Source organism: Gordonia marina (assembly GCF_052036135.1).
Lineage (GTDB): Bacteria > Actinomycetota > Actinomycetes > Mycobacteriales > Mycobacteriaceae > Gordonia.
The window spans coordinates 20,955-44,076 of the sequence record NZ_JBPSDN010000019.1 but is presented as its reverse complement, the minus strand read 5'-3'; the positions used below and the strand labels follow the sequence as shown (position 1 = coordinate 44,076).

The following is a 23,122-nucleotide window of genomic DNA, read 5'->3' as shown; positions in this document are numbered from 1 at the left end:
TCTCGCCCTTGCGGGCTCGACCGGTGGTTCCTGAGCGAAGTCGAAGGGCTCGGCCGACGGCCATATCGGCCCGTGTCTTGCCCTGCGCGGTCGAAGGGTCGAAAGGACCCCGGGTCCGGCGCCGCCGCCTTGCGGTCAGGCGTTGAGGCTGACCTCGTCGTCATGCTCGACGCTCCGCGCCGCCTCCTGGGCGCGGCGACGCCAGGTCCGCACGATCACCAGCGCGCCGGCGGCCGCGATCACGACTGCCGCAGCGACGGTGCCGCCGATCAGCGGACCGCTCGCGTCGAGCAGGCCCTCGGTGAGCAGCCAGATCGCGAAGCCGAAGAAGAGTGCGGCGGCGGCCAGCGCGATGGTGCGCTCGGGCAGGTGCTTCCCGAGCAGCCGCCCGACGAGGATGGCCACCGCATCGGCCGTCACCATGCCGAGCGTCGAACCGATCCACACGCCGAGCCAGTTGTGGTCGGTGGCCAGCGTGATGGTGGCGAACATGGTCTTGTCGCCCAACTCGGCCAGCATGAACGCGCTCATCACCGCGAGGAACACCGAGCCGCCGACACGGCCGGCCTTGGTGGACTCGTCGTCCGACAGTTCGTCGCCCCGCAGCGTCCACAGCGCGAAGGCCAGCATGGCGAGGCCGCCGGCGATCGACATCAGGTGGGTGGGGATCGACAGGCCCAGGTAGTGGCCGAAGAACACGGACACCGCGTGCACCAGCGTGGTGGCGACGAGGATCGCACCGAGGACCACCCACCAGCGGTAGCGGAGAGCGTAGGTGAGCGCCATGAGCTGCGACTTGTCGCCGAGTTCGGCGACGAAGATCACGCCGAAGCCGAGGAGGAGTGCCGCTGTCATGTGAACCAGGCTAGGCATGCCTGCCCCGGGGCCGCAACAGATGGAATAGCCGCATATATGCAGGTAGGAGCGCCGTAAGAAGAGATTCGGGTACCCGTACGGAGTCGGCCGGGGTACCCGGCGTCGCCGGGGCCGTCGCGGGCACCAGGCACAATGGCAGCTGTGTCTCATGCCCTCGATACGCGAGCGCGCCCGATCACCGGCCCGCTGCGCCCGCTGGAGATCGCGATCGTCGCCATCCTGTCGGGCCTGACGGTGGTGGCCGTGGTGGTCGCCGCCGTGATCCCGATGGGGCAGGCCGCCGGCCTGCTGGCCCCGGTCCCGATCGCGCTCATCGCCGCTCGTACCCGGCCGCGTGCCGTCGTCGCCGCGTCGGTCACCTCGACGGCGGTGACCTTCGCGGTCGCCGGCCTCGGTGCCGCGCTCTCGGTGCTGGCCGCGGCGGTGGTCGGCGCGGTGGTCGGCGACGTCCGTCGGCGTGGCGGTGGGCTGCTGATGCTCCTGCTGGTCTCGCTGATCGTGGCGCCGCTGCTCTCCGCGGTCTCGGTGCTGACCCTGTGGATCCTGGTGCCGCTGCGGAAGCTGGCGCTCGAGGTTCTGGAGAACCTGATCAGCGGTGTCGGCAAGGTCCTGGTCTGGATCGGCAAGGCGATCACCCGCGGCCTGCATGCCGCGGGTTCCGAGGCCACCGTGTCGTGGCAGGGCGCCGGCGACTGGTTCGCCGGACTCGGCAAGAACATCGTCGACTACTGGTGGCTCTGGATGCTCGTCTCCGGCGCGGTCGGCTCGTTCCTGTCGTTGCTGGTGGCCTGGTGGATCCTGCACGGCGTGGTCGACCGGCTCGCCCACATCCGCATGCAGGACACGCTCGACGCCGAGGGCGACCTCACCGCCGACGAGCCTATCGAGCCGCTGCCGTTGCGCATGGTCGGTGTCGGCTACCGCTACCCGGACACCGGCGTCGACGTCCTCACCGGAATCGACCTGACGCTGATCCAGGGCGAGTTCGTCGCCGTCGTCGGCGCGAACGGCTCGGGCAAGTCGACGCTGTCGAAGCTGCTGGCCGGCACCCCGGCCACCATCGGTGTCGTCGACCGTCCCGGCGACCCGGGACTCGGCAGGCTGGGCGGCACCGCGATGGTGCTGCAGCGGCCGGAGGCCCAGATGCTGGGTTCGCGGGTGGCCGACGACCTGGTCTGGGGTCTGCCCGACGACGCGCACGTCGACATCGACGCGCTGCTCGAGGAGGTCGGCCTCGGTGGGCTGGGCGAACGGGAGACCTCGGATCTGTCCGGCGGCCAGCAGCAACGACTCGCGGTCGCCGCCGCCCTGGCCCGGCGGCCCAAGCTGCTGATCGCCGACGAGGTGACCTCGATGGTCGACCCGGCCGGGCGCCACGACCTGATCGAGATCCTCGCCGCGCTGCCGCGCACCCGCGGGATCACCGTCGTGCTGATCACGCACCGTGACTCCGAGGCGCGCGCCGCCGACCGGGTGATCCACCTGGAGGGCGGGCGGATCGTCGAACACTCCCCGGAGTGGATGCGGCCCGAGGAGCACACGCCAGCCCTGCCCGCGGTGACGCCCGACCACGATCCGCTGCTGGTGGTGCACGACGTCTCGCACACGTACCTGCCCGGATCGCCGTGGGAGGTGACCGCGCTGCACCACGTGAGCCTGCAGGTCAACCGGGGTGACGGACTGCTGATCGTGGGCGGGAACGGCTCGGGCAAGACCACGCTGGCCTGGATCATCGCCGGGCTGATCGAGCCGTCCGGCGGCGAGGTGCTGCTGCACGACGAGCCGATGACCGATCAGGTCGGCAGCGTCGGCCTCGGATTCCAGCACGCACGACTGCAGCTGCAGAAGACCACCGTCAGCGACGAGATCATGGCGGTCGGCGGCGAATCGGTCACCACCACCGAGGTCGGCCGGGTGCTCGATCTCGTCGCGCTGCCCCGGCAGATCGCCACCCGCCGCGTCGACTCGCTGTCCGGCGGCCAGATGCGGCGCGTGGTGCTGGCCTCGCTGGTGGCCGCCGAGCCCGACGTTCTGGTGCTCGACGAGCCGCTGGCCGGCCTCGATCCCGGCGCCCGCGAGGAGGTCCTCGATGTGCTCGCCGGGCTGCGGCGCGGTGGCATCACCATCATCATCATCTCCCACGACCTGGAGGCGCTCGACCGCGTCTGCAACCGCCGGGTGGAACTGATCGACGGCGTCCTGGAGGCACGACGATGACCATGCGCACTCCGCCGCTGCGGCAACTGCCCGGCGACTCCCCGGTCCACCGGCTCTGGGCGGGCACCAAACTCATCGTCGTGCTCGCGCTGGGCGTGATGACGTGGGTGCTGCCGAGCTGGCCCAGCCTGATCTTCGTGGCGATCTGCGTCCTGGTGTTCGCCGTGGTCGCCGGGATCCCGCTCGGGGCCATCCCGCGTCCGCCGTGGTGGTTCTGGGTGCTGATCCTGGTCGGTATGGGCGTCACCGCGCTGTCCAGCGGGGGATCGGGCGTCGTCGTCTTCCTGCGCAGCACCGTGCTTGGGCTGGTGGTGCTGGCGATGAGCATCCTCGTCGTCTGGACCACGCCGATGGCCGAGATCGCTCCGGCGATCGCCCGCCTGATGGGACCGCTGCGGCTGCTGCGTCTCCCGGTGGACGAATGGGCGGTGACCATCGCGCTGTCGCTCCGCGGTCTGCCGATGCTGATGGAGGAGATGCGGATGCTGCGGGCCTCGCACCGGCTGCGCCCGACGTCGTCGCCGAAGTCCGGGCATCCGTCGGCCGAGATGACGATCATCGACCTGGTGGTCGCCGCCCTGAGTTCGGCGATGCGCCGGGCCGCCGAGATGGGCGAGGCGATCACCGCGCGCGGCGGCACCGGACGGCTCACCGCCTACCCGTCGAGGCCGGGCCGGGCCGACGCCGTCACGCTGATCCTGGTGGCCGCGGCGTGCGCGGCGGCCATCACCCTCACGGTGGTGCTCCGATGACGCAGCAGCCCGGACCGGTGCCGTCCGGGACGCCCGCGCCCGTCGCGCCGGGGGCGCCCGCCACCGGGGAGAGCGACCGGCTCTGGAAGTACCTCGCGATCTTCGTGGGGATGTCGATCCTGCTCAGCGCGATCTTCGCGGTGATCGACAGCGTGATCGGCGGCTCGGTGAGCGGGGTAAGTGCGCTGGTGCCGTTCTTCGCGGCGGCCACCGCCGTCGACGCCTTCGTGAAGCGGCACCTGCGGGTCCTCACCCCGGCCGAGAAGTGGTGGCTGATCTGGTGGTCGTTCGGGATCACCGTCGCCTGGGCGGTGGTCGTGGGCGGGACGGTGCTGGCCGCATCGGGATACGCCGGTCAGATCTGGGACGAGATGGGTGTCTGGCTGCCGATCCTGCTGGTCATCGGCGCCGCGGTCAGCTTCCTCGCGATCTGGGCGGGCTACGCCTGGTGGCCGAGGCGATCGCTGCGGAACCGCACCCGCTACCTGGAGCGTCAGGCCGCCAAACGCCGCTGAGCGGCGCCGATCGGGGACCGGCCGGGTACTCCGTGCGCCGGGGGTGCCGGTAGACCGTCGCGGATGCGGTCATGATTCCCGCATCCGCGACGTTCTGCGAATCGCGCACGACGAGTAGCGCGCCGCGCGATCCGAGCGGACGAAGCCCCGGATAGCCCGTTGAGCCGGTGAGGAACCTTTCGACGGGGCTCTAGATAAACTTCGTGACGAACCGTGTCGAAACGACCCCCGACATGCTGCCCGAGCCCGGTCGTGTGGTCGGCATGTCGTGCATCCCCGAATACCGGTCCACGGGGGAACATTCCCCTCGTGACCCGGTATTCGGCAACGGCCGACGTGCCGCCGGGTTAGCTCGGGCAGTGAGCGGTGAAACTCCAGGCCGTGCCGTCCTGGTCGGCGGTCACGCGGACGGTGACCTCCTTCGACGCGCCCGGCGGGACGTTGACGGTCAGCGAGCCCACGCCGGGACCCGCCAGCGGGTGGTTGAACTTGTTCCTGCTCTCCGACCCGCGCCATCCGGTGGTCGCGATCTGGCGTCCCTGGTAGATCACATCGAGCTTGTCGGGCTGATCCTGCATGTCGTAGGTGATGTCGAAGGCGGTCGGACCACTGCGACCGAGGTTCACCGGGAAATTCTGCGGCCGGGCGTCGTAGCCGCCGTTCGGAACGGTCACCTTGCCACACGGCCGGACGGGCGCGGTGTAGGTCGGATCCTGCTTCTTCTTCGGCTGGCTCGTGGTCGGCGGCCGACTGTAGCGCGGGTCCTTGGTGCCGTCGGCGTGGGCGGCGGCGGGGGCGATGAGCATCGCGCCGGCGGCTGCGGCGCCGGCGACGGTGCCGATCAGGCGGGTACGGCTGGTCATGGGGGAATTCCCTCCCTGGGTTCGCGGTAGAACGAGCTGTTCTCGGGGCGACTGCCTGGCAGTCCGCCATTCAACCTAGGGATCGCACATCGCGTTGTATGTCGGCGAAAGGGAGGAAAGTGCTGTTCAGGGCGCCCCCACTTCTCAGGGCAGGGAGCAGACGACGGCGCCCACTCCGTTTCCGGAGTGGGCGCCGTCGTCGTACTGCGAACTGCGGGTGAGGTCTGTCGTTACGGAACGATCAGGCCGTCCGCGGCGGTCGCGCGAGCGAACCGCGCGGCGGCATCCTCCCAGTTGACGACGTTCCACCAGGCCTTGACGTAGTCCGGCTTCACGTTCTGGTAGTCGAGGTAGAAGGCGTGCTCCCACATGTCGAGCATGACGACCGGGATCAGGGCGGCGGAGGTGTTGCCGCTCTGGTCGGTCAGCTGCTCGATCACCAGGCGCTTGCCGATGGTGTCGTAGCCGAGGATCGCCCAGCCGCTGCCCTGCAGGGTGGTGGCCGCGGCGGTGAAGTGCGCCTTGAAGGGCTCGAAGCCGCCGAAGTCGCGACCGATGGCCTCGGCGAGGTCGCCGGTGGGCTCGCCGCCGCCGTTGGGCGAGAGGTTCTTCCAGAAGATCGAGTGGTTGGTGTGACCACCGAGGTGGAAGCCGAGGTTGGCGCTCAGGCCGAAGACCTTGCCCTGGATGTCACCGGCCGCGCGGGCCTCTTCCAGCTTCTCCAGGGCGGTGTTCGCACCGGCCACGTAGGCGGCGTGGTGCTTGTCGTGGTGGAGCTCCATGATCTTGCCGGAGATGTGCGGCTCCAGGGCGCCATAGTCGTAGTCGAGATCGGGCAGGGTGTAGACAGCCACGGTCATCCTCTTCTTTCGCTGTGCGTTATTCGTACTCGGTCCAATTTCTACCCTTCCCCTTCCCGCGGCGGTGCGCAAGGGTTGCACCCGGGCCCCCGCCGCGTCCGCGAAAAGGGTCAGAGAAGGATGATCAGCGCGATCGCGACGATGATCAGAGCGATGGTCGCGGCGATCGCCAGGCACTGACCGCCCACGTTGTAGACCGGCCACGATTCGGACCGCCGGGTCACTGAGCCCGACCGGGTCACCGATTGCCTCGTCGTCACGGCGTCATCCTCGTTCTCGGTCACAGGTGGTGACGCACCTCACAGGTGCGATGGTGACCACAGGCTACCGGTGCGGACCGTTCGGCGAAACCCCGGGCCCCGCGGCGCACCGCCGGAGGCGCCGGGGGGAGTCGTACGCTGGAGGCATGAGCATCTTCGATCGCCTGCAAGCCGCCGCCGACGTCAAGCGCGTGATGGTGGATCCCGCGCACGCCCTGCCGGGACGCGACGAGGAGATGCCGGTGCCTGCCGTTCACGCGGTGCTCGGGCACCCGTTGCGCGGCGAACCGGAGGCGGACGGGTCGTACGCCAACGGGGGCGTCGGCACCTTCGACGACGGCCTGCGTGCGGTGGTGCTGGCCGGCGGCTGCTTCTGGGGCGTGGAGGAGATCCTGTGGGGGGTGCCGGGCGTGTATACGACGGCCGCGGGCTACGCGGGCGGCTACACCCCGAACCCGACGTACGAGGAGGTGTGCACCGCCAAGACCGGCCACACCGAATCGGTGCTCGTCGTCTTCGATCCGGCGCAGGTCAGCCTGGACGAACTGCTCGCGGTGTTCTTCACCGCGCACGATCCGACGCAGGAGATGCGGCAGGGCAACGACATCGGCACCCAGTACCGCTCGGCGGTCTTCACCTTCGCCGAGGACGACAACGAGGCCGCGGTGGCGGCCGCGCGGCGCTTCGAGCCGGTCCTCGCCGAGGCCGGCTACGGCCCGGTGACCACCGAGATATCCCTCCTCGACGATGCTGGGGCGGGCCGCTTCTTCTACGCCGAGCCCTATCACCAGCAGTACCTGCACAAGAATCCCAACGGCTACCGCTGTCACGCGGCGACCGGGCTGACGTTCCCGACCGCGGGCTAGTCCCGGTGACCGAGCGCATCTCGGCCGAACAGTGGAACCGGACCCTGCTGGTGCGTCAGCACCTGGTGGAGCGGGTCGCGGAGGAACCCATCGAGGTGATCGACCGCTGCGTGGGAGTGCAGTCGCAGGATCCGCGGGCGGCGTTCTTCGCGCTCTGGTCCCGTATCGACGGCTTCGACCCCGCGGAGCTCGACGCGCTCCTGACTGACCGCGAGGTGGTCCGGATGGCGCTGCAGCGCGGCACCGTGTTCCTGATGGACGGCCTCGACGCCCGATGGATCCGCGGGGCGGTGCAGCCCGCGCTGGAGGCGTCGCTCACGAGCAATCATCTGCGCAAGCTCGGCGACGTGGACCCCGCGGCCGTCGTCGAGGCGGCCCGGCGGCTGTTCGACGACGACGGCGGCGAGCACGGGATCTCGGCCGCGCGGCTGCGCACGGAACTGACCGGGCGGTGGCCGCAGGCGCCGGCGGATTCGCTGACGTCCGTCGCGCGCGCCCGGTTGCCGCTGGTGCAGATTCCACCGCGTGGACTGTGGGGCCGCAGCGGCGCGCCGTCGTACGTGCTCCTCGACCACTGGATCGGGCCGGGTGAGCCCGCGCTGATCGGCGACGAGGCGCGCAAGGACCTGATCCGCATGTACCTGCGCGGCCACGGGCCGGCGTCGGCCGCCGCGGTGGCCGCCTGGAGTGGGCTGTCGGGTCTGCGTCCGTTGCTCGACGCGATGGAGGCCGACTGGGAGCTGGTGAAGCTCGCCGGACCGGACGGCCGGGAGCTGTACGACCTGGACGGTCTGGCGATCGCCGAGGGCGATCAGCCGGTGCCGGTGCGTCTGCTCGCGCCGTACGACGGGGTACTGGTGGCCAACGCCGACCGTGACCGCGTCGCCGATCGGGACGTGTACGCGCGGACGGTGACGGCCAACGGGCGCTCGCCGGGGTTCGTGCTCGTCGACGGCCGGCTCGCCGGGACCTGGCGACTGGGCTCGGGGAGCGTCGAGCTGACGGAACTGGTCGACCTGCACCCCGCTCAGCGCGCCGAGGTGGAGTGCGAAGCCGCACTGCTGGCGGAGTTCGCGGCGGGGTGACCCGAAGCGTTCCGCGGTGGGCGTCACACGATCGGTGGACCCGCAGAAACCACCGCGACACGCAACTCGCAAGCACTGCTTCAGAGTGTCGTTGCGCGTGTTGTCCACACGTTGTCCACAGGCCGGGGTGTGGGACGCCCGGGTGGCCGTCGGCAAACCCGGAGGTGACGCACAGGCATCCGGGAGTCTCAAATCGCCCGAAAATGTGAGGTCCGCGTCACATTTTGATTGTCGACCTCGCTGTTGTCCACAAATCCACAGGGTTATGCACAGCGCGACGGGTGGCATGTGGACCATGTGGACAACCCGGCCGAATCCTGTGGATAACTATTGGGACGAATTCGATGAACCGTCGCAACCGGATCACGCCGCGATGTGGTAGGGATTCCGCGCCCGTCTTCGACCGGCAAGCCCGGTGCCTCCGGGGCGATCTGTGGGAACATGGTCGACGTGAGCATGGACATCGAACAGATCGACGTCGCCGACCTCCCGGACGACTTCACCGATGTCACCGATCGCACGCTGCTGGACGTCCGCGAGGGCTACGAGTGGGAGTCCGGGCACGTGCGCGGTGCACTGCACATCCCGCTGGACGACGTCCCGGGGCGGTTCGACGAGATCGACCTCGACGCCGACCTGCTAGTGGTCTGCCGCACCAGCGGGCGCAGCTTCCGGCTGGCGCAGTATCTGGCCATGCGGGGCATCGACGCGACCGTCGTGCACGGCGGCATGGTCGCCTGGGAAGCCGCGGGCAAGCCCGTGGAGACGGGCCCGGAGCAGTCGGCGTGATGCTCGACGTCTGCCTGTCGTGCCGGATCCAGGCCGAACACCAGCCGGGCCGCGCCACCTGCCCGCGGTGCGGCCGGCCGCTCACCGTGCTCGATGAGACCACTCGCCGGCCGGTCGCCGGCGGCCCGGCTCCGGCCCCCGCCGCGGCGGCGGCTCCCACTCCGGCCGTCCGCCGCACACCGACTCGGCCCGCGCCGCCGCGGTTGCGCTGGGTGGCGCATCGCCCCGCCGACACGCTCCCGCCGCGGCCGTCCCCGGCACCACGGCGACGCACCGTTCCGGCACGCTACGGCCAGATCCCGCGCTGGGGTCTGTTCGACGTCGTCGCGCCGCCCGCCGAGGAGGCGGGCACCGATCCGGCCGCGTCGCTGCGCCGCTGGCTGACGTTCCTGTGGCCGTTCCTGGTGGCGGCCGCGGTGATGCAGCTCCTGCGGTACGTGACGCTGATGGTCAACCGCTCGCGCCCCATCCCCGCGTGGTGGGATCTGGGCACGCTGGCCCTGGTGATGCTGTGCGGCTGGGTGGCCGCGGCGGGCGTCGTGGTCGGGCTCTACTACTTCACGCGCTGGATGATCCAGGTGCGTGCGGACTCGTATGCGCTGGCCGGGCGGAGCGATCCACGACCGGCATGGGCCGTGCTGCTGATGACCGCGCTGATCTTCGTCAACGTCGTGGGTGCGCCGTTCGCGCTGGTCGAAGCGGCGCGTGCGGCCGGTGGTCCGGGCGTCGCCCGGGTGGAGCGGGCCGTCCGGCGGGTGGCCGTGGCGTGGGGGCTGGTCAGCCTGATCGGCGCGATCGCGCTCGCCTACCGCATCGCCTGCCTGTTCACCGACAGCGTGCAGACCGGCGCCGACGCGATGGCCTGGGCGACCCTCGCCTTCGCGGCCTCCGCGGTGTTCGCCCGGTGGCTCGGTCCGCGCCTGGACAAGGTGGTGGTGACCGGCGACGAGGTCGCCTCGGCCCCGCCGCGACGATTGGTGGTGGCGGCATGAACTCGGACGTGTCCCGCTCGGGGAAGCCGGCGGTCGTCGCCCACCGGGGTGCGTCGGCCGACCATCCCGAGCACACGCTCGCCGCCTACGAGGCCGCGCTGTCCGAGGGTGCGGACGGCCTGGAATGCGATGTCCGGCTGACGGCCGATCATCAGCTGGTGTGCGTGCACGACCGCACCATCGATCGCACCTCCGACGGCGTCGGCGTGGTCAGCGAGATGACGCTCGCGCAGTTGCGCCAGTACGACTTCGGGTCGTGGAAGGGCGGTAAGCCCGCGTCGGTGCTGACCCTGCCGGAACTGCTGGAACTGACGCTCGACTGGCGGCGCCCGGTGCGGCTCTTCATCGAGACCAAGCATCCGGTGCGCTTCGGCAGCCTGGTGGAACAGCGGTTGCTGGAGACCCTGCACGAGTTCCGGGTCGGTGCGCCGCCGTCCGCCGATCACAGCCGGGCCGTGGTGATCTCGTTCTCGGCGTCGGGGATCTGGCGGGTGCGCCGCGCCGCGCCGATGCTCCCCACCATCCTGCTGGGCGAGACCCTGCGCGGCATCAGCGCCGGTGCCGCGACCGCGGTGGGCGCCACCGGCGTCGGACCGTCCGTGCAGACCCTGCGCAGCCATCCGGAGCTGGTGGATCGGGCCGCGGCGAGCGGCCGCGTCACCTACGCGTGGACCGTCGACGAGCGCAGCGACGTGCAGTTGTGCGCCGACCTCGGGGTGCGCTGGATCGCCACCAACCACCCGGCGCAGGTGCGCGACTGGCTGGTCACCGTCGACTGATCCGGGCGGGATGAGAAGCTAGGCAGCATGGCTAAGAAGAGCAAGCGGAGAGCACCGTCGGGAAGCAGCAACCGCGCCGAGCGCGTCGCGGCGCGCAAGGCACGGCAGGCGGCGGCGCTCGCCGGGCCGGTGCGGCCCTTCGCGGCGCTGCCGACCGCGGAGTGCGATCTGGTGGCCATGCGCGCGTTCATCGCGTCGGCGACGGCACAGGTGCGGTTCGTCGACGGGTTCGACGCCCCCAACGAGGTGGACTTCGTGACCATCCTCCCCGGCGCGGTGCCCGGTCTGGTGCGGACCCGGGACGCGTCGAAGTGGGGGAAGTTCGCCGCCGAGCGCGGCCTGACCGGCATCGTGACGCAGGGCCTGGCTGCCCTGCAGACCGATCCGGAGCCCGCCGACCTGGCCGATTCCCTCGCCACCGTGCTCGGCTGGGCGGCCAAGGCCGCGTCCGGCAGTGAGTTCCGCGGCGCGGATTCGCCGGGCGGCCTGGCCGGTGTCGTGGATCCGTCCGCCGCCCTCGACGTGATCGTCTACCCGGACTTCGACTGGTGGTTCGGCGACGACGCCGACGTGACCCCGCAGGTGCGGGCGATGCTCGAGCGCGCCAACGAGACCATCATGCCGACCGCGCGGCTGACGCCGCCGAGTGGTGTCGGCGCCCCGTGGTGGGTGGACGCCGGCGACCGCGCGCATCTGCGCTGGGTGCGTCCCGAGGACGAGGACGCGCTGATGAAGGCGATGGCCAAACTGCACGCGGCCGGCCGGCTGACGATGGGCGAGGGCTCGCGGTTCGCCGGGTCGTTCCGCACGCACGGTCTGGTGGTCCCGGTGTTCGACCTGGACAACGAGCGGCACCACGAGGAGTGGTACGGCGCGCTCGACGCGCTGGACAAGGCGTTCGCCGAGGCCCTGGCCGACGACTCCGACCTCACCGCCGCCGAGCGCAGCTCGCGCGCCGGGATCCTGGGCCGGCAGGTCACCCTGCGCTGACGCCCGCGCGCCGGTCGGGTGGAGTCCGCGCCGATCGCGAGGTCGAACGGCGACCGCCGTTCACGACACCGCGCCGCCGGTGTCCGAGAGCAGGTCCGCCGGGATCGACTGGCCCCTGCGCAGGTAGTCGAAGAAGTCGTGCGTCGACTGGCCGACGGCCAGTGAGTCGCCGTCGTCGGTGTACTCCGGGCCGCCGGTGGGCACCGTCGTGGTGATGGTGTCGCCGCGCAGCTTGTAGGCGAGCCACGCCAGGTTCCAGAGGTGGTCACCCTCGGCGACGGTCAGCGAGTCCACCGCGCCGTTGAGGAACGGGAACAGCCGGAACGGGTTCAGCAGCACACCCGGGCTCGACCCCTTGTGCATCAGCGCGGTGAGGAACTTGCGCTGGTTCACCACGCGTTCCAGGTCGGCGTTCGGGAACGCGCGGGTGCGCACCAGCCCCAGCGCTTGCGCGCCGTTGAGCTTCTGGCAGCCGGCCTTCAGATGAAGGCCGGCCTTGGGGTCGTGCAACGGCTGGTCCAGGCACATCGTCACCCCGCCGACGGCGTCGACCAGCCGGTCGAAACCACCGAAGCCGATCTCCGCGTAGTGATCGATGCGCAGGCCGGTGAGGTTCTCGACGGTCTGCACCAGCAGTTTCGGCCCGCCCTCGTTGAATGCCGCGTTGATCTTGTGGCTGCCCATGCCGGGGATCGGCACGTAGAGGTCGCGCGGGATGCTGATCAGCATCGGCTTCCCGCGCGGCGGCAGGTGCGCCAGCATGATCGTGTCGGTGCGGGCGCCGTCGCTGTCACCGGTGGCGAGCTTGTCCTTCTGCGCCTGGCTCAGATCCGCGCGCGAGTCGGTGCCAACGATCAGCCAGGTAGTGCCGGGCGTGTTCGACGGCCGGCCGCTGTACGACGCGAGCGCGTCGGTGCGGTGCAGCTTGCTGTCGTAGTAGAACATCAGGCCGACCGGGGTGATCACCAGCACCAGCAGAATCACCAGGAACCAGGGCAGGATCCGGCGCTTGCGGCGGCGATGCCGGACCTTCTTCGGCTTCTTCGCCGAGCCCTGATCCGGCCCGGCGGGCGGGCGCCCGTCGCCGCCGTCGCGGGGACGACGGCTGCGGGAACCGGCCGACCGCTCGGCGGGTGACGGTCCGCGGGCGTCGGCGGGGCGTCGTCCGGCCGGTCGCGGGCCGCCCGGAACGGGTTCGGGTTCCTGCCGCGGCGCGTAGCCGTCGGGGGCCACCGCGGGGAGGGGTTCGCGCTGGTCGTCGGGGGCGCCGGGGAGCGTGCGCGCCCAGCGCGGATCCGGACGGGGCGGGCCCGGTCGGGGCGGCGGATCGGCGGACCAGGCCTGCGGAGGCGGGGGTGCCACCGGGCCCGGGGCGTAGGCGGTCGGCGGTTCGACGTGCCGGGGCCGTTCGTGCTGGCCGCGGGCGGGCGGCGGCTGCTGCTGACCGGCGGGGTGCCGCGGGGGCGGCGGCAGGGGACGGCCGGGCGCGGGCTGTGCCGGTGCGGGCCGGCCCTGCGCGGGCGGGGGCACCGGTCGTCGCGGCGGCCTGCCGGGCGGATTGTTCGGGGCTCCCTCGCGGCGGCCGCCGTCGCCAGGCATGCGCGGCGGCTGCGGAGGCTGAGCGTTCATCGTCGCAAGAGTACCGGCGGGTGATCAGAAGAGGCTGAATCCGGCGGGGGAATGCGCAGGGAAAATGCGTGGCGCGCCGCACGCGCGGTGCCGTAGCGTGTCGCGGGCAATCAATCGGAAAGGCAAGAAATCATGTCCGCGTTCCCGGTGACACTCACCGGTCAGTCCAATGTCCGCCTCTGGGCCCACGAGCACCAGATCGAGCAGGCCGCGCTGAATCAGCTGCGCAACATCGCCCGGCTCGACCCCGTGCGACAGGTGGCCGTCATGCCCGACGTCCACCTCGGCAAGGGTGCCACGGTCGGCTCCGTGATCGCGATGGAAGACGCCGTCTCGCCCGCCGCGGTCGGCGTCGACATCGGCTGCGGCGTCGCCGGGGTCAAGACCTCGCTCACCGCGTCCGACCTGCCCGATGGCCTCGGCGCGCTGCGCTCGGCGATCGAGGCGGCCATTCCGGTCGGCTTCAAGGTGCACAAGCAGCAGGTGCGCACCCGCCGGTTCGGTGGCGCCGTCGAGCGGCAGTCCAATCACCTCTGGGAGGCGGCGAAGGGGCTGCACGCCAACGTGTCTCGTGCGATGGACCGGGCGCCCAAGGCGGTCGGCACCCTCGGCGGCGGCAATCACTTCATCGAGGTGTGCCTGGACGACGGCGACGCGGTGTGGCTGACTCTGCACTCGGGTTCGCGCAACATCGGCAAGGAGCTCGCCGAGCGGCACATCGCGACCGCGAAGGGCCTGGCGCACAATCAGGACCTGCCCGATCGCGACCTGGCCTACTTCCTGTCGGGTTCGGCGGAGATGGACGCCTACCTCTACGACCTGCGGTGGGCGCAGGACTACGCGGCCCACTCCCGCGCGGTCATGATGGCGCTGTTCCGCGGTGTCGTCGCCGAGCAGTTCCCGCAGGCGGCCTTCACCGACGAGATCAACGTCCACCACAACTACGTGGGCAGCGAGACGGTCGACGGCGCCGAGTACGTGGTGACCCGCAAGGGTGCGATCCGCGCGGGCTCCGGCGACCTCGCGCTGATCCCCGGGTCGATGGGCACCGGCAGCTACGTGGTCCGCGGGCTCGGCAATCCGGCGTCGCTCTACTCGGCGTCGCACGGGGCCGGCCGGCGGATGAGCCGCACCGCCGCCAAGCGGACCTTCACCGTCGACGACCTGCGCGCGCAGACCGACGGGATCGAGTGCCGCAAGGACGCCGGCGTGGTCGACGAGATCCCGGGCGCCTACAAGGACCTGGACTCGGTGATCGAGGCGCAGTCGAACCTGGTCGAGGTGGTGACCCGCCTCCGGACCATCCTCTGCGTCAAGGGCTGATCGATCATCATCGAAACCGCGCTCGCCGGACCCCGGCTACTCCGTGGGACCCCCTCAACGGGCCGCGACGAGGGTTCCGTCGCGGCCCGTTGGGGACGTCTCGTAGCGCGGCGAGGGTCCGTCGCGGCCTGTTGGGGACCTCTCGTAGTGCGACGGGGGCCCCGCTGCGGTCTGTTGGGGACCTCTCGTAGCGCGACGAAGACCCCGCTACCGCCCGTCGGGGACCCCTCGTAGCCCGCCCCGCCGGTGAGGAGCCTTTCGACGGGGCTCTAGATGAACTTCGCGACGAACCGTGTCGAAACGTCCCCGCGGATCGGTGTCGTCGGCCCGCCCACGACTCGATCCACTCGAGGTCAGCGCGGCTCGAGGACCTGGAAACCGGTGAAGGTGGCCAGCTCGTCGGGCAGGACCACCGAGCCGTCGGGCTGCTGGTGGTTCTCCAGGATCGCGACGATCCACCGGGTGGTCGCGAGCGTTCCGTTCAGGGTCGCGGCGGTCTGCGGCTTCCCGTTCTCGTCGCGGTAGCGGGTGGCGAGCCGTCGTGCCTGGAACGTGGTGCAGTTCGACGTCGAGGTGAGTTCGCGGTAGGTGTTCTGTGTCGGGATCCAGGCCTCGCAGTCGAACTTGCGTGACGCCGAGCTGCCCAGGTCGCCTGCGGCGACGTCGATCACCCGGTACGGCACGTCGATGGCGGCGAGCATCGACTTCTCGAAGTCGAGAAGCTTCCGGTGCTCGGCCTCGGCGTCCTCCGGCTTGCAGTAGACGAAGCCCTCCACCTTGTCGAACTGGTGGACCCGGATGATGCCGCGGGTGTCCTTCCCGTACGACCCGGCCTCGCTGCGGAAGCACGTCGACCAGCCGGCGTACCGCTTGGGACCGTCGGACAGATCCAGGATCTCGTCGGCGTGGTACCCGGCCAGCGGCACCTCCGAGGTCCCGACCAGGTACAGGTCCTCCTTGTCGAGGTGATAGACCTCGTCGGCGTGCGCACCGAGGAACCCGGTGCCGCCCATCACCTCGGGCTTCACCAGCACCGGCGGGATCATCATGGTGAAACCGGCGGCGGTGGCCTTCGCGGCGGCCATGTTCAGCAGGCCGAGCTGCAGCATGGCGCCGGGGCCGGTGAGGAAGTAGAACCGCGAGCCGGAGACCTTGGCGCCGCGGCCCATGTCGATCAGGCCGAGCTTCTCGCCGAGTTCGAGATGGTCCTTCGGGTCGGCGATCTCCCGCGGTGAGCCGACGTGCTCGAGGACCACGTAGTCGTCCTCGCCACCCGGCGGGGTCTGCTCCGAGATGACATTCGAGATGGCGCGGTGCGCGGCGGTGAACGTCTGCTCGGCGTCGTTCTGACGGGCGACGGCCGCCTTGACCTGCTCGGCGAGCTCCTTGCCGCGGGCCAGCAGCGCGGCCTTCTCGTCGCCGGACGCCTTGCCGACGAGCTTGCCGAAGCCCTTCTGCTCGTTGCGGAGGGCGTCGGCCTCGGCGATCGCGGCACGACGCGCCGCATCGGCCTCCAGCAGCTGGTCGACGAGGCCGGGATCCTCACCACGGGCACGCTGCGAGTCGCGGACCAGATCGGGGTTCTCCCGCGCAATCTTCAGGTCAATCACGACTCACTAGCCTACTCGCGACGCACCCTCCACCAGCACCAGGCATGATGGACGACGATGAGTTCTCCCGAAGAAGACAACCGCGACGCCGGTGACGCCGCTCCCGCGCGCCGCATCTCGGCGACCCGCCTGGTCGTCGCGCTGGTCGCGGTGCTGGTCGGCGCGGTGGCGGCCGGCGGGGTGCTCTTCGCCCGCGGTGGTTTCTCCGACAGCGCGAAGCTCGGCGACACCGTGATCGGCGAGGGCAGCTCGTACACCGAGACCGATTTCACCCGTTCGCAGGCCGGCGACTGCCTCACCTGGGGCGACGGCGCGGCCGGCACCCCGGCGAAGGTCGATTGCGCCGACCAGCACCGGTTCGAGGTGGCCGGCACCGTCGATACCGCCCAGTTCCCCGGATCGGAATTCGGCCCGACGGCGCCGTGGCCCGGACCCGAGCGGTTCGCCGCCATCCGCGACGAACAGTGCGGCGTGATCGTCGACCGCTACCTCGGCGGTGGCCTGGATCCGCAGGGCCGGCTCGCGGTGGGCCTGATGTACCCGCCGAAGGCGCAGTGGGAGCGCGGCGCGCGCGTGCTGCGCTGCGGTATCGAGCAGCCCGGCCCGAATGGCGCTCAGGAGCTTTTCGCCGGTCGCGCCGCCGACACCGACCAGTCGTTCGCCTGGCCCGACGGCACCTGCATCGGATTCGACGACGCCACCCGCAAGCCGACCGGCGAGCCGGTCGACTGCGCGGAACCGCACGCCTTCCAGACCACCGGCGTGGTCGACCTGTCGCAGCGCTTCGGCTCCCGTGACTCCGGCAAGCCGTGGCCGGGCGTCGCCGCGCAGAACGACTATCTCAAGACGATCTGTCCCAACCAGACCAACCGATTCTTCGGCGGCGCCAAGAAGTTCGATAACACCACCCTCAACGTCCAGTGGTCGGTGATCTCCGAGGTGAGCTGGATGACCGGCAGCCGTCGCGTGGTCTGCTACGTCGCCGTGCCCGATCGTGGCGGCTTCGCCAAACTGGTCGGTGACGCCCGCCAGCAGGTCCTGGTCAACGGCAAGCTTCCGGTGCCGCCGGCCCAGGGTCCGCCCGGACGCGCGCTGCCGACCCCGGTGCCGTTGCCGCCCGGGTATTCGCCGAACGGCCAGGAAGTCCCGGCCCCCTCGGGAGGGTGACGATGGCCGTCGCGATGTCCGACGAGAACTTCGAGATCCTCGTCGGTGAAGCGCTCGATCTGCTCCCCGAGGAGCTGATGCGCGCCATGGACAACGTGGTGATCATGATCGAGCCGTTCAACCCGGAGAACCGGAATCTGCTCGGGCTCTACACCGGCGTCGCGCTGACCCAGCGCACCACCCAGTACGCCGGGTTCCTGCCCGACACCATCGAGATCTACCGCGACATCATCCTGTCCGTCTGCCGCACCCCCGACGAGGTCCGCCAGCAGGTCGCCATCACCGTCCTCCACGAGATCGGCCACCACTTCGGCATCGACGACCACTGGCTGGAAGACCACGGCTGGGGCTGAGGCGGACGAGGCACCCGCCGACATCCGAGACGGTGGCGGGTGACTCGGATGGTGCCGGGTGCCTCGTCGGCGTCGTCGGCCGTCGCGGACCCGATCGACGGGCCCCGTGGCTCAGCCTTCGCGGATGGTCATCCTGGTGAGCTTGTCTCCGTCGACGTCGAAGACGAACTTCGAGCGGCCGTTCGCGTGCGTCGAGCGCCAGTCGCCGACGACGGTGACCCGGCCGCCGTCCGCGTCGGCCTCCTCGACGGTGAGGGTGCCGTTCGAGCCGATGAACTCCTTGTCGCTCCACTGTTTGATCGCCGCCCGGCCGGTGAAGATCCGGCCCCAGTCGTCGACCACGCCGTCGTCGGTGAAGGCGTCGAGGAAGCCGTCCTCGTCGTGCGCGTTGACCCGGGCGAGGAAGGCGGCGACGGGTTCGGGGATGGGTGGTGTCATGGGACTCTCCTGTCGTATGCGGGTGATCGGGTTCAGCGGGTGGTGTAGCCGCCGTTGGCGAAGATGGTCTGACCGGTGATCCACCATCCGTCGGTGGCGAGGAACGCGACGATCGGTGCGATGTCCTCGATCCGGGTCAGCTGGCCGCCCATGGCCTGCGACTTGTGGAAGGCGACGCGCTCGGGCGTCTCCTGACCGTAGAAGAACGGCGTGTCCATCGGGCCGGGCGCCACGGCCGTCACCGAGATGCCGCGGTCGGCGAATTCCTTGGCGGCGGCCCGGGTGAAGTGCTCCACCGGCGACTTGCCGCCGGCGTAGGTCGAGTAGCCGTCGGTGAAGGCGGCCAGCAGCGACGTGACGATCGTGATGACCTTGCCGTGGTCGGCGAGGCGGGTGCCGGCTTCCTTGAGGAAGAAGTACGCGGACTTGGCGTTCACGTCGAACATCGAGTCGTACTCGTCCTCGGTGGTCTCCACGATGGGCTTGCGCAGTACCTTGCCGACGGTGTTGACCGCGACGTCGATCGTCCCGATTCCGGCTTCGGCCTCCTCGAACAGCCGCGTGACGTTGTCGGGAACGGTGAGATCCGCCTGGATCAGCACGCCCTTGACCCCGGCGCCCTGGACGGCGGCCAAGGTCTCCTCCGCATCCGCGCGGCTCGCCTCGGAGTTGAAGTGGATGGCGACGTTCGCCCCCGCCGCGGCCGACTGCCGGGCGATCAGGCCGCCCAGATTCTTGGCGCCGCCGGCGATGAGGACGTTCTTTCCCGCGAGTGTGTACTCGGCCATGTCTGCTCCATATCGTTGGTATGTATCACCATATCGGTGATACAGACGCTAGCATAGCAACATGACAGAGACTGCGAACAGTGATACACGGGAGCGGATGATCGTCGCCGCCGCCGACCTGATCGCCTCGGCGCCCGGCGAGGACTTCTCGCTGCGTGCGGTCTGCGACGCCGTGGGCGTCAAGATGCCCACCCTGTATCACTTCTTCGGGTCCAAGCAGGGGCTCATCGAGGCCGTGATCGAGCGGGGCTTCGACCTGTATCTCGGGGAGAAATCCGCCATGGAGTCGTCGGGCGATCCGATTCAGGACATCCGTGCGGGTTGGGATGCGCACGTGGCTTTCGGGCTGGCCAACCCGGGTTTCTACACGCTGATGTACGGGAAGGTCCGCCCCGGCTACTCGCCCGCCGCGCAGGGGAGGGCGACCGCGATCCTCGGAGCGCTCACTGAGCGGGCGGCACGACAGGGCAGGCTGGCGGTGCCCGCCGAGCAGGCGGCGGCGCACGTGCTGGCGACCAACATCGGCGTCACCCTGCGCCAGATCATCCAGGCGACCCCCGATCCGGCGCTCTCGGACGCCGTGCGGGAGGCCACACTCGCCGCGATCACCGGCGCGGGCGTGCGGACCGACAGTCCGCTCGCCGCCGCGATCGAGATCGCGGCGGCGAACCCCGAGGTTCTGGGCGGGACCGAGACGCGTCTGCTCATCGAATGGCTCGGGATGCTGGACGCGTCGGCCGGCAGGTGAGGCCCGGGCGGATCTCCCGGACCCCGGTGCGGGCGCGTCTCAGCCGAGGGGTTCGACGTCGTCGGACACGAAGTCGGTGCGGTTGCCCCAGCGCAGCAGTCGCCAGCCGTCGTCGGTGAGTTCCAGGTCCACCGAGTCGGTGTTGCGGAGGTGATTGCGCAGGGCGAACTCGGCGTCGACGCCGGCCAGATGCGCGGCGATCAGGCGGATGGCGGCACCGTGCGAGACCAGGTAGACGTCGCGTGCGGCGTCCCCGCGCAGGTTCTCCGCGGCGAGACGGTCGATCACCGGCAGGTACCGCCGGTGCAGCATCTCCAGGGATTCGCCGCCGGGCAGCCGGGTGTCGAGGTCGCCGCGGTGCCAGGCGTGGACCACCTGGCGGAAGGTCTCGTGCGCCTCGCGATCGCTGCGGTCTTCGAGGTCGCCGGCCTGGACCTCGTGGACGTCGTCGATCGCGGCGGTGTCGATCCCCCACGCGGAGGCGATGAGCTCGGCGGTCTGTCGTGCCCGGCGCGCCTGTGAGCTGAGCAGCACGGCGGGGGCGGTCAGCGGATTGGTCAATCCGAACCGGATCCCCTGGCGGGCGCCGAAATCGGTGAGGTTCGCACCGGGCAGCGCGGTGTCGAGCCGCTGCAAGACGTTGGAGGTGGTCTCGCCGTGGCGGACCAGATGAAGCCGCGCCATGTCAGTCGCCGCCTTCGCGCAGCGCCGCGAACCAGGTGACGCTCTCCGAGTGGTCGGGCGGCGGCGTGGCGCCGCCGTTGCGGTCCGCGGGCCAGGAGCCGAGGAACACCACGCGCTCGACGCTCCGGTGCAGCGCGCGGAGTGCCTCGCCCACCGCGGCGTCGTCGATGTGCCCGGCCGCATCGAGGTAGAAGCGGTACTGGCCGGCCGCGCCGGCTCCGCGCGGGCGGGACTCGATGCGCGTGAGATCGACTCCGCGAGAAGAGAACTCGGTCATCGCCGCGACCAGGCTGCCGGGTGCGTTCGGCAGATCGAGAATCACCGAGGTGCGGTCCGCGCCGGTGCGCGCCGGCGGGGTGCCGGGACGTCCGAGGAGAAGGAAACGCGTCACCGCGTCGTCGGCATCGGCGACGTGCTCGGCGAGCGGGGTCAGGTCGTGCAGGTCCGCCGCGATCGGCGTGGTGACGGCCGCATCCGCCCGGCCCTCGGCCACGTCGAGGGCCGCACCGGAATTCGATGAGGCGAGGACGAACTCCGCATTCGGGAACGCCGCGGCGACGCTCTCGCGCACCTGTGCCGAGGCGACCGGATAGGCGGCGATGGTCCGGACGTCGCCGGCCGGGATGTCCCCGCGGGCGGCGATCGTGAAGGCGATGTCGAGGGCGACCTCGGCGTACGCCTGGACCCGGTGCTCGTCGCCCTTCGGGACCAGCGCATCCATCGTCGCGGGGACCGAGCCCTCCAGGGAACTGTCGATCGGCACGCAGGCGTAGTCCGCGGCGCCGTCTCGCACCATCGCGACGGCGGCGGTGGGGGAGCCCGCGGCGACCGTCTGGGCGGCGCCGTCGACCGCGACCGCGCCTCGGTCGAGCAGGCATTTCAGCGCCATCTCGGTGAAGGTTCCGGCGGGGCCGAAGTAAGCGAAGGTGGGCACGAGCCCAGGGTAGTCGGTCCCTGATCGGCGGATGGTTGTTGACGGCCCGCCAGGCGCGCGTCTAAGTTAGGTGACCATAAGTAAGGCTCACCTAAATCAGACCGGGGAGGTCGACCAATGCAGGGAACCGACGCCGCCGCGATGGCGGTTCCGTGCGACGCCGAGCGGATCCAGACCGCGTGCCGGCGCGCCCACGAGGGCACGCTGTCGGTCGACGGCTGCGCGCCCGCGGCCGTCGCGATGGTGCATCTCTTCGAGTCCGAGGCCTTCATGGTGGTGCCCGACGATGCCCCGGCCCGCGCGCTCGCCGGACCCGCCCTCGACGGGGTGCCGGCCATGCTCGAACTCGCCGACTGCGCGCCGATCAGCCTCCGCGAGCGCGTGCGATCGCTGATCTGGCTGTCCGGCCGGGTGCACTCGGTGCCCACCGAACTCGAGCGCGAACTGGCGATCGAGATCGCCGGCGACCATCCCGATTCCCGGCTGCTCGACGTCGGACACGGGCACTGCCTGCTCCGGCTGCATCTCGACAACGCGGTGATCGCCACCGCGGCGGGGGCGTCGTCGGTGGATGCCGCGGCCCTCTCCGGCGCGCAGCCGGATCCGTTCTGGGAGTACGAGGGCCAGTGGCTCTCGCACCTCGACGCCGACCACCAGGATCTGGTGTACCGCCTGGCGAGCCGCTTCCCGAAGCACTTGCAGCGCGGTCGTGTCCGGCCGCTCGGCCTGGACCGGTTCGGTATCACCTTCCGCATCGAGACCCCCACCGACGACGCCGACGTGCGCTTGCCGTTCGTGCGGCCGTGCGCCGAAGTGGGCGACCTCTCCGCCGCCCTCCACGAGCTGGTGGTCGAGGCGTGACCAGCACTCTCGGCAACCGGTTCGCGGCGAGCAACGCCCTCGGCTACGACGCCCGGATCGTCAATCTCGTCCCCGGCTATGTGGAACTCCACGAGATCAGTGCGGCGGTCCTCGCCGCGCGCCTGCCCGAACGCGCCCGGGTGCTGGTGGTCGGCGCGGGCACCGGCACCGAGACGCTGGCGCTCGCGCAGGCCAACCCCGGCTGGGAGCTGATCGGCGTCGACCCGTCACCCGACATGCTCGCCGTGGCCCGGCGCCGCGCCGCGACGGCGGGCCTGAGCGGGGTGCGCTTCCACGAGGGCTACGTCGACGACCTGCCGTCCGGCGAACCGTTCGATGCGGCGGTGAGCCTGCTCGTGATGCACTTCGTCGCCGGGCACGACGCCAAGCGTGACTATCTCGCCGCCATCGCCGGGCGGCTGCGTCCGGGTGCGTCGCTGCTGCTCTGCGACCTGATGGAGCATGACGAGGACGACCTCGACGTGATCGCCGAATACGCCGCCGCCCGCGGGGTGGCGCCGGAGGGGCTGGCCGCGATGCGGGAGCGGTTGCAGACCGACTTCCATCCGCTGGCGGAACCGGAGTTGCGGACGCTCGGTGCGGCGGCCGGCTTCGCGGCGCCGCGGCCGTTCTTCCGGGGCGTCAGTTTCGTGGCGAACGAGCTGCGCCGGTCCTGACCGGCTCGCCGCCCGATTCGGCCGAATGGGTGACGCGCGGTTCGGCGGCCACGTCTTAGGATCACC

General features: G+C 70.7%; 25 protein-coding genes. 15 read left to right on the top strand and 10 right to left on the bottom strand.

Going from position 1 to position 23,122, the window contains the following annotated elements; translation table 11 throughout:
* Positions 1-135: 135 nt before the first annotated feature.
* A complete protein-coding gene (locus ACSEEN_RS13295) occupies positions 136-855 on the bottom strand; it encodes a TMEM165/GDT1 family protein (protein ID WP_247865684.1) in 720 nt (239 codons plus the stop codon).
* A gap of 153 nt (positions 856-1,008) precedes the next feature.
* On the opposite strand from ACSEEN_RS13295, the gene ACSEEN_RS13290 reads away from it, so the two are divergent.
* From ACSEEN_RS13290 to ACSEEN_RS13280, 3 genes are read left to right on the top strand one after another with little or no spacing between them, the layout of a single operon-like run.
* Entirely contained in the window at positions 1,009-3,093 is a 2,085-nt protein-coding gene (locus ACSEEN_RS13290; protein ID WP_440713420.1) for an ABC transporter ATP-binding protein, read from the top strand.
* Positions 3,090-3,845, top strand: coding sequence for an energy-coupling factor transporter transmembrane component T family protein (locus ACSEEN_RS13285; protein WP_247865686.1), 756 nt, complete (start codon positions 3,090-3,092; stop codon positions 3,843-3,845). Before ACSEEN_RS13290 ends, ACSEEN_RS13285 begins: the two co-directional genes overlap by 4 nt.
* Positions 3,842-4,360, top strand: a complete 519-nt coding sequence (locus ACSEEN_RS13280; RefSeq protein ID WP_247865687.1) for an ABZJ_00895 family protein — start codon at positions 3,842-3,844, stop codon at positions 4,358-4,360. Before ACSEEN_RS13285 ends, ACSEEN_RS13280 begins: the two co-directional genes overlap by 4 nt.
* Before the next feature lie 347 nt (positions 4,361-4,707).
* Here the strand turns inward: ACSEEN_RS13280 and ACSEEN_RS13275 are convergent, their stop codons facing one another.
* The 3 genes from ACSEEN_RS13275 to ACSEEN_RS13265 form a co-directional block, all read right to left on the bottom strand.
* Positions 4,708-5,223, bottom strand: a complete 516-nt coding sequence (locus tag ACSEEN_RS13275; protein WP_247865688.1) for a cupredoxin domain-containing protein — start codon at positions 5,221-5,223, stop codon at positions 4,708-4,710.
* A gap of 230 nt (positions 5,224-5,453) precedes the next feature.
* Positions 5,454-6,077 carry a superoxide dismutase gene (locus tag ACSEEN_RS13270; RefSeq protein ID WP_298445940.1) on the bottom strand — a complete coding sequence of 208 codons (624 nt, stop codon included), beginning with the start codon at positions 6,075-6,077 and terminating at the stop codon, positions 5,454-5,456.
* 116 nt (positions 6,078-6,193) lie between these two features.
* Complete coding sequence (locus ACSEEN_RS13265; protein ID WP_247865689.1) at positions 6,194-6,343, bottom strand: hypothetical protein; 150 nt, start codon at positions 6,341-6,343, stop codon at positions 6,194-6,196.
* Positions 6,344-6,489: 146 nt separating this feature from the next.
* Here ACSEEN_RS13265 and msrA point away from each other — a divergent pair, with 146 nt between their 5' ends.
* The 6 genes from msrA (at position 6,490) to ACSEEN_RS13235 (ending at position 11,844) form a co-directional block, all read left to right on the top strand.
* Positions 6,490-7,209 carry a peptide-methionine (S)-S-oxide reductase MsrA gene (msrA, locus tag ACSEEN_RS13260; RefSeq protein ID WP_371308184.1) on the top strand — a complete coding sequence of 240 codons (720 nt, stop codon included), beginning with the start codon at positions 6,490-6,492 and terminating at the stop codon, positions 7,207-7,209.
* Positions 7,210-7,214: 5 nt separating this feature from the next.
* Positions 7,215-8,294, top strand: coding sequence for a winged helix DNA-binding domain-containing protein (locus ACSEEN_RS13255; protein WP_298445936.1), 1,080 nt, complete (start codon positions 7,215-7,217; stop codon positions 8,292-8,294).
* Positions 8,295-8,750: 456 nt separating this feature from the next.
* Complete coding sequence (locus tag ACSEEN_RS13250; RefSeq protein WP_247868136.1) at positions 8,751-9,083, top strand: rhodanese-like domain-containing protein; 333 nt, start codon at positions 8,751-8,753, stop codon at positions 9,081-9,083.
* On the top strand, positions 9,080-10,075 hold the full coding sequence (locus tag ACSEEN_RS13245; RefSeq protein WP_440713419.1) for a DUF4328 domain-containing protein: 996 nt from the start codon (positions 9,080-9,082) through the stop codon (positions 10,073-10,075). The genes ACSEEN_RS13250 and ACSEEN_RS13245 overlap by 4 nt, the downstream gene beginning before the upstream one ends.
* Positions 10,072-10,854, top strand: coding sequence for a glycerophosphodiester phosphodiesterase family protein (locus ACSEEN_RS13240; RefSeq protein WP_247865693.1), 783 nt, complete (start codon positions 10,072-10,074; stop codon positions 10,852-10,854). The genes ACSEEN_RS13245 and ACSEEN_RS13240 overlap by 4 nt, the downstream gene beginning before the upstream one ends.
* Before the next feature lie 27 nt (positions 10,855-10,881).
* The gene (locus tag ACSEEN_RS13235) at positions 10,882-11,844 is read left to right on the top strand and encodes a DUF5926 family protein (protein ID WP_247865694.1); all 963 of its coding nucleotides are present in this window, start codon (positions 10,882-10,884) and stop codon (positions 11,842-11,844) included.
* A gap of 60 nt (positions 11,845-11,904) precedes the next feature.
* Here the strand turns inward: ACSEEN_RS13235 and ACSEEN_RS13230 are convergent, their stop codons facing one another.
* On the bottom strand, positions 11,905-13,473 hold the full coding sequence (locus ACSEEN_RS13230) for an LCP family protein (RefSeq protein ID WP_247865695.1): 1,569 nt from the start codon (positions 13,471-13,473) through the stop codon (positions 11,905-11,907).
* Positions 13,474-13,605: 132 nt separating this feature from the next.
* Here ACSEEN_RS13230 and ACSEEN_RS13225 point away from each other — a divergent pair, with 132 nt between their 5' ends.
* A complete protein-coding gene (locus ACSEEN_RS13225) occupies positions 13,606-14,796 on the top strand; it encodes an RtcB family protein (RefSeq protein WP_247865696.1) in 1,191 nt (396 codons plus the stop codon).
* A gap of 353 nt (positions 14,797-15,149) precedes the next feature.
* On the opposite strand, the gene serS is transcribed toward ACSEEN_RS13225, so the two are convergent.
* A complete protein-coding gene (gene serS / locus ACSEEN_RS13220) occupies positions 15,150-16,406 on the bottom strand; it encodes a serine--tRNA ligase (RefSeq protein ID WP_247865697.1) in 1,257 nt (418 codons plus the stop codon).
* A gap of 57 nt (positions 16,407-16,463) precedes the next feature.
* Between serS and ACSEEN_RS13215 the strand changes: the two genes are divergently transcribed.
* Together ACSEEN_RS13215 and ACSEEN_RS13210 are read left to right on the top strand one after the other, a co-directional pair.
* Positions 16,464-17,573, top strand: a complete 1,110-nt coding sequence (locus ACSEEN_RS13215) for a septum formation family protein (RefSeq protein WP_247865698.1) — start codon at positions 16,464-16,466, stop codon at positions 17,571-17,573.
* A gap of 2 nt (positions 17,574-17,575) precedes the next feature.
* Positions 17,576-17,926 (top strand): metallopeptidase family protein, encoded by a 351-nt coding sequence (locus tag ACSEEN_RS13210; RefSeq protein WP_247865699.1) that lies wholly within the window; start codon positions 17,576-17,578, stop codon positions 17,924-17,926.
* Between the two features lie 111 nt (positions 17,927-18,037).
* Here ACSEEN_RS13210 and ACSEEN_RS13205 read toward each other — a convergent pair whose 3' ends face one another.
* Together ACSEEN_RS13205 and ACSEEN_RS13200 are read right to left on the bottom strand one after the other, a co-directional pair.
* A complete protein-coding gene (locus ACSEEN_RS13205; protein ID WP_247865700.1) occupies positions 18,038-18,364 on the bottom strand; it encodes a nuclear transport factor 2 family protein in 327 nt (108 codons plus the stop codon).
* Positions 18,365-18,396: 32 nt separating this feature from the next.
* Positions 18,397-19,152, bottom strand: a complete 756-nt coding sequence (locus ACSEEN_RS13200; protein WP_247865701.1) for an SDR family oxidoreductase — start codon at positions 19,150-19,152, stop codon at positions 18,397-18,399.
* A 61-nt stretch (positions 19,153-19,213) separates the two neighbouring features.
* Here ACSEEN_RS13200 and ACSEEN_RS13195 point away from each other — a divergent pair, with 61 nt between their 5' ends.
* Positions 19,214-19,900, top strand: a complete 687-nt coding sequence (locus ACSEEN_RS13195; RefSeq protein ID WP_440713418.1) for a TetR/AcrR family transcriptional regulator — start codon at positions 19,214-19,216, stop codon at positions 19,898-19,900.
* A 39-nt stretch (positions 19,901-19,939) separates the two neighbouring features.
* Here ACSEEN_RS13195 and ACSEEN_RS13190 read toward each other — a convergent pair whose 3' ends face one another.
* Together ACSEEN_RS13190 and pheA are read right to left on the bottom strand one after the other, a co-directional pair.
* The gene (locus tag ACSEEN_RS13190) at positions 19,940-20,584 is read right to left on the bottom strand and encodes a histidine phosphatase family protein (RefSeq protein WP_247865703.1); all 645 of its coding nucleotides are present in this window, start codon (positions 20,582-20,584) and stop codon (positions 19,940-19,942) included.
* A 1-nt stretch (position 20,585) separates the two neighbouring features.
* Entirely contained in the window at positions 20,586-21,518 is a 933-nt protein-coding gene (gene pheA, locus ACSEEN_RS13185) for a prephenate dehydratase (protein WP_440713417.1), read from the bottom strand.
* Between the two features lie 117 nt (positions 21,519-21,635).
* On the opposite strand from pheA, the gene ACSEEN_RS13180 reads away from it, so the two are divergent.
* Both ACSEEN_RS13180 and ACSEEN_RS13175 read left to right on the top strand, forming a co-directional pair.
* Positions 21,636-22,379, top strand: coding sequence for a DUF2470 domain-containing protein (locus ACSEEN_RS13180; protein ID WP_298444692.1), 744 nt, complete (start codon positions 21,636-21,638; stop codon positions 22,377-22,379).
* Positions 22,376-23,056, top strand: coding sequence for a class I SAM-dependent methyltransferase (locus ACSEEN_RS13175; RefSeq protein ID WP_440713416.1), 681 nt, complete (start codon positions 22,376-22,378; stop codon positions 23,054-23,056). Before ACSEEN_RS13180 ends, ACSEEN_RS13175 begins: the two co-directional genes overlap by 4 nt.
* Positions 23,057-23,122 lie beyond the last annotated feature (66 nt).

Coding starts and splice junctions, on each gene's coding strand:
- ACSEEN_RS13295 (WP_247865684.1), bottom strand. CDS start 855: ATGACAGCGGCACTCCTCCTCGGCTTCGGCGTGATCTTCGTCGCCGAA.
- ACSEEN_RS13290 (WP_440713420.1), top strand. CDS start 1,009: ATGGCAGCTGTGTCTCATGCCCTCGATACGCGAGCGCGCCCGATCACC.
- ACSEEN_RS13285 (WP_247865686.1), top strand. CDS start 3,090: ATGACCATGCGCACTCCGCCGCTGCGGCAACTGCCCGGCGACTCCCCG.
- ACSEEN_RS13280 (WP_247865687.1), top strand. CDS start 3,842: ATGACGCAGCAGCCCGGACCGGTGCCGTCCGGGACGCCCGCGCCCGTC.
- ACSEEN_RS13275 (WP_247865688.1), bottom strand. CDS start 5,223: ATGACCAGCCGTACCCGCCTGATCGGCACCGTCGCCGGCGCCGCAGCC.
- msrA (WP_371308184.1), top strand. CDS start 6,490: ATGAGCATCTTCGATCGCCTGCAAGCCGCCGCCGACGTCAAGCGCGTG.
- ACSEEN_RS13250 (WP_247868136.1), top strand. CDS start 8,751: ATGGACATCGAACAGATCGACGTCGCCGACCTCCCGGACGACTTCACC.
- ACSEEN_RS13240 (WP_247865693.1), top strand. CDS start 10,072: ATGAACTCGGACGTGTCCCGCTCGGGGAAGCCGGCGGTCGTCGCCCAC.
- ACSEEN_RS13235 (WP_247865694.1), top strand. CDS start 10,882: ATGGCTAAGAAGAGCAAGCGGAGAGCACCGTCGGGAAGCAGCAACCGC.
- ACSEEN_RS13230 (WP_247865695.1), bottom strand. CDS start 13,473: ATGAACGCTCAGCCTCCGCAGCCGCCGCGCATGCCTGGCGACGGCGGC.
- ACSEEN_RS13225 (WP_247865696.1), top strand. CDS start 13,606: ATGTCCGCGTTCCCGGTGACACTCACCGGTCAGTCCAATGTCCGCCTC.
- ACSEEN_RS13215 (WP_247865698.1), top strand. CDS start 16,464: ATGAGTTCTCCCGAAGAAGACAACCGCGACGCCGGTGACGCCGCTCCC.
- ACSEEN_RS13210 (WP_247865699.1), top strand. CDS start 17,576: ATGGCCGTCGCGATGTCCGACGAGAACTTCGAGATCCTCGTCGGTGAA.
- ACSEEN_RS13205 (WP_247865700.1), bottom strand. CDS start 18,364: ATGACACCACCCATCCCCGAACCCGTCGCCGCCTTCCTCGCCCGGGTC.
- ACSEEN_RS13200 (WP_247865701.1), bottom strand. CDS start 19,152: ATGGCCGAGTACACACTCGCGGGAAAGAACGTCCTCATCGCCGGCGGC.
- ACSEEN_RS13195 (WP_440713418.1), top strand. CDS start 19,214: ATGACAGAGACTGCGAACAGTGATACACGGGAGCGGATGATCGTCGCC.
- ACSEEN_RS13190 (WP_247865703.1), bottom strand. CDS start 20,584: ATGGCGCGGCTTCATCTGGTCCGCCACGGCGAGACCACCTCCAACGTC.
- ACSEEN_RS13180 (WP_298444692.1), top strand. CDS start 21,636: ATGCAGGGAACCGACGCCGCCGCGATGGCGGTTCCGTGCGACGCCGAG.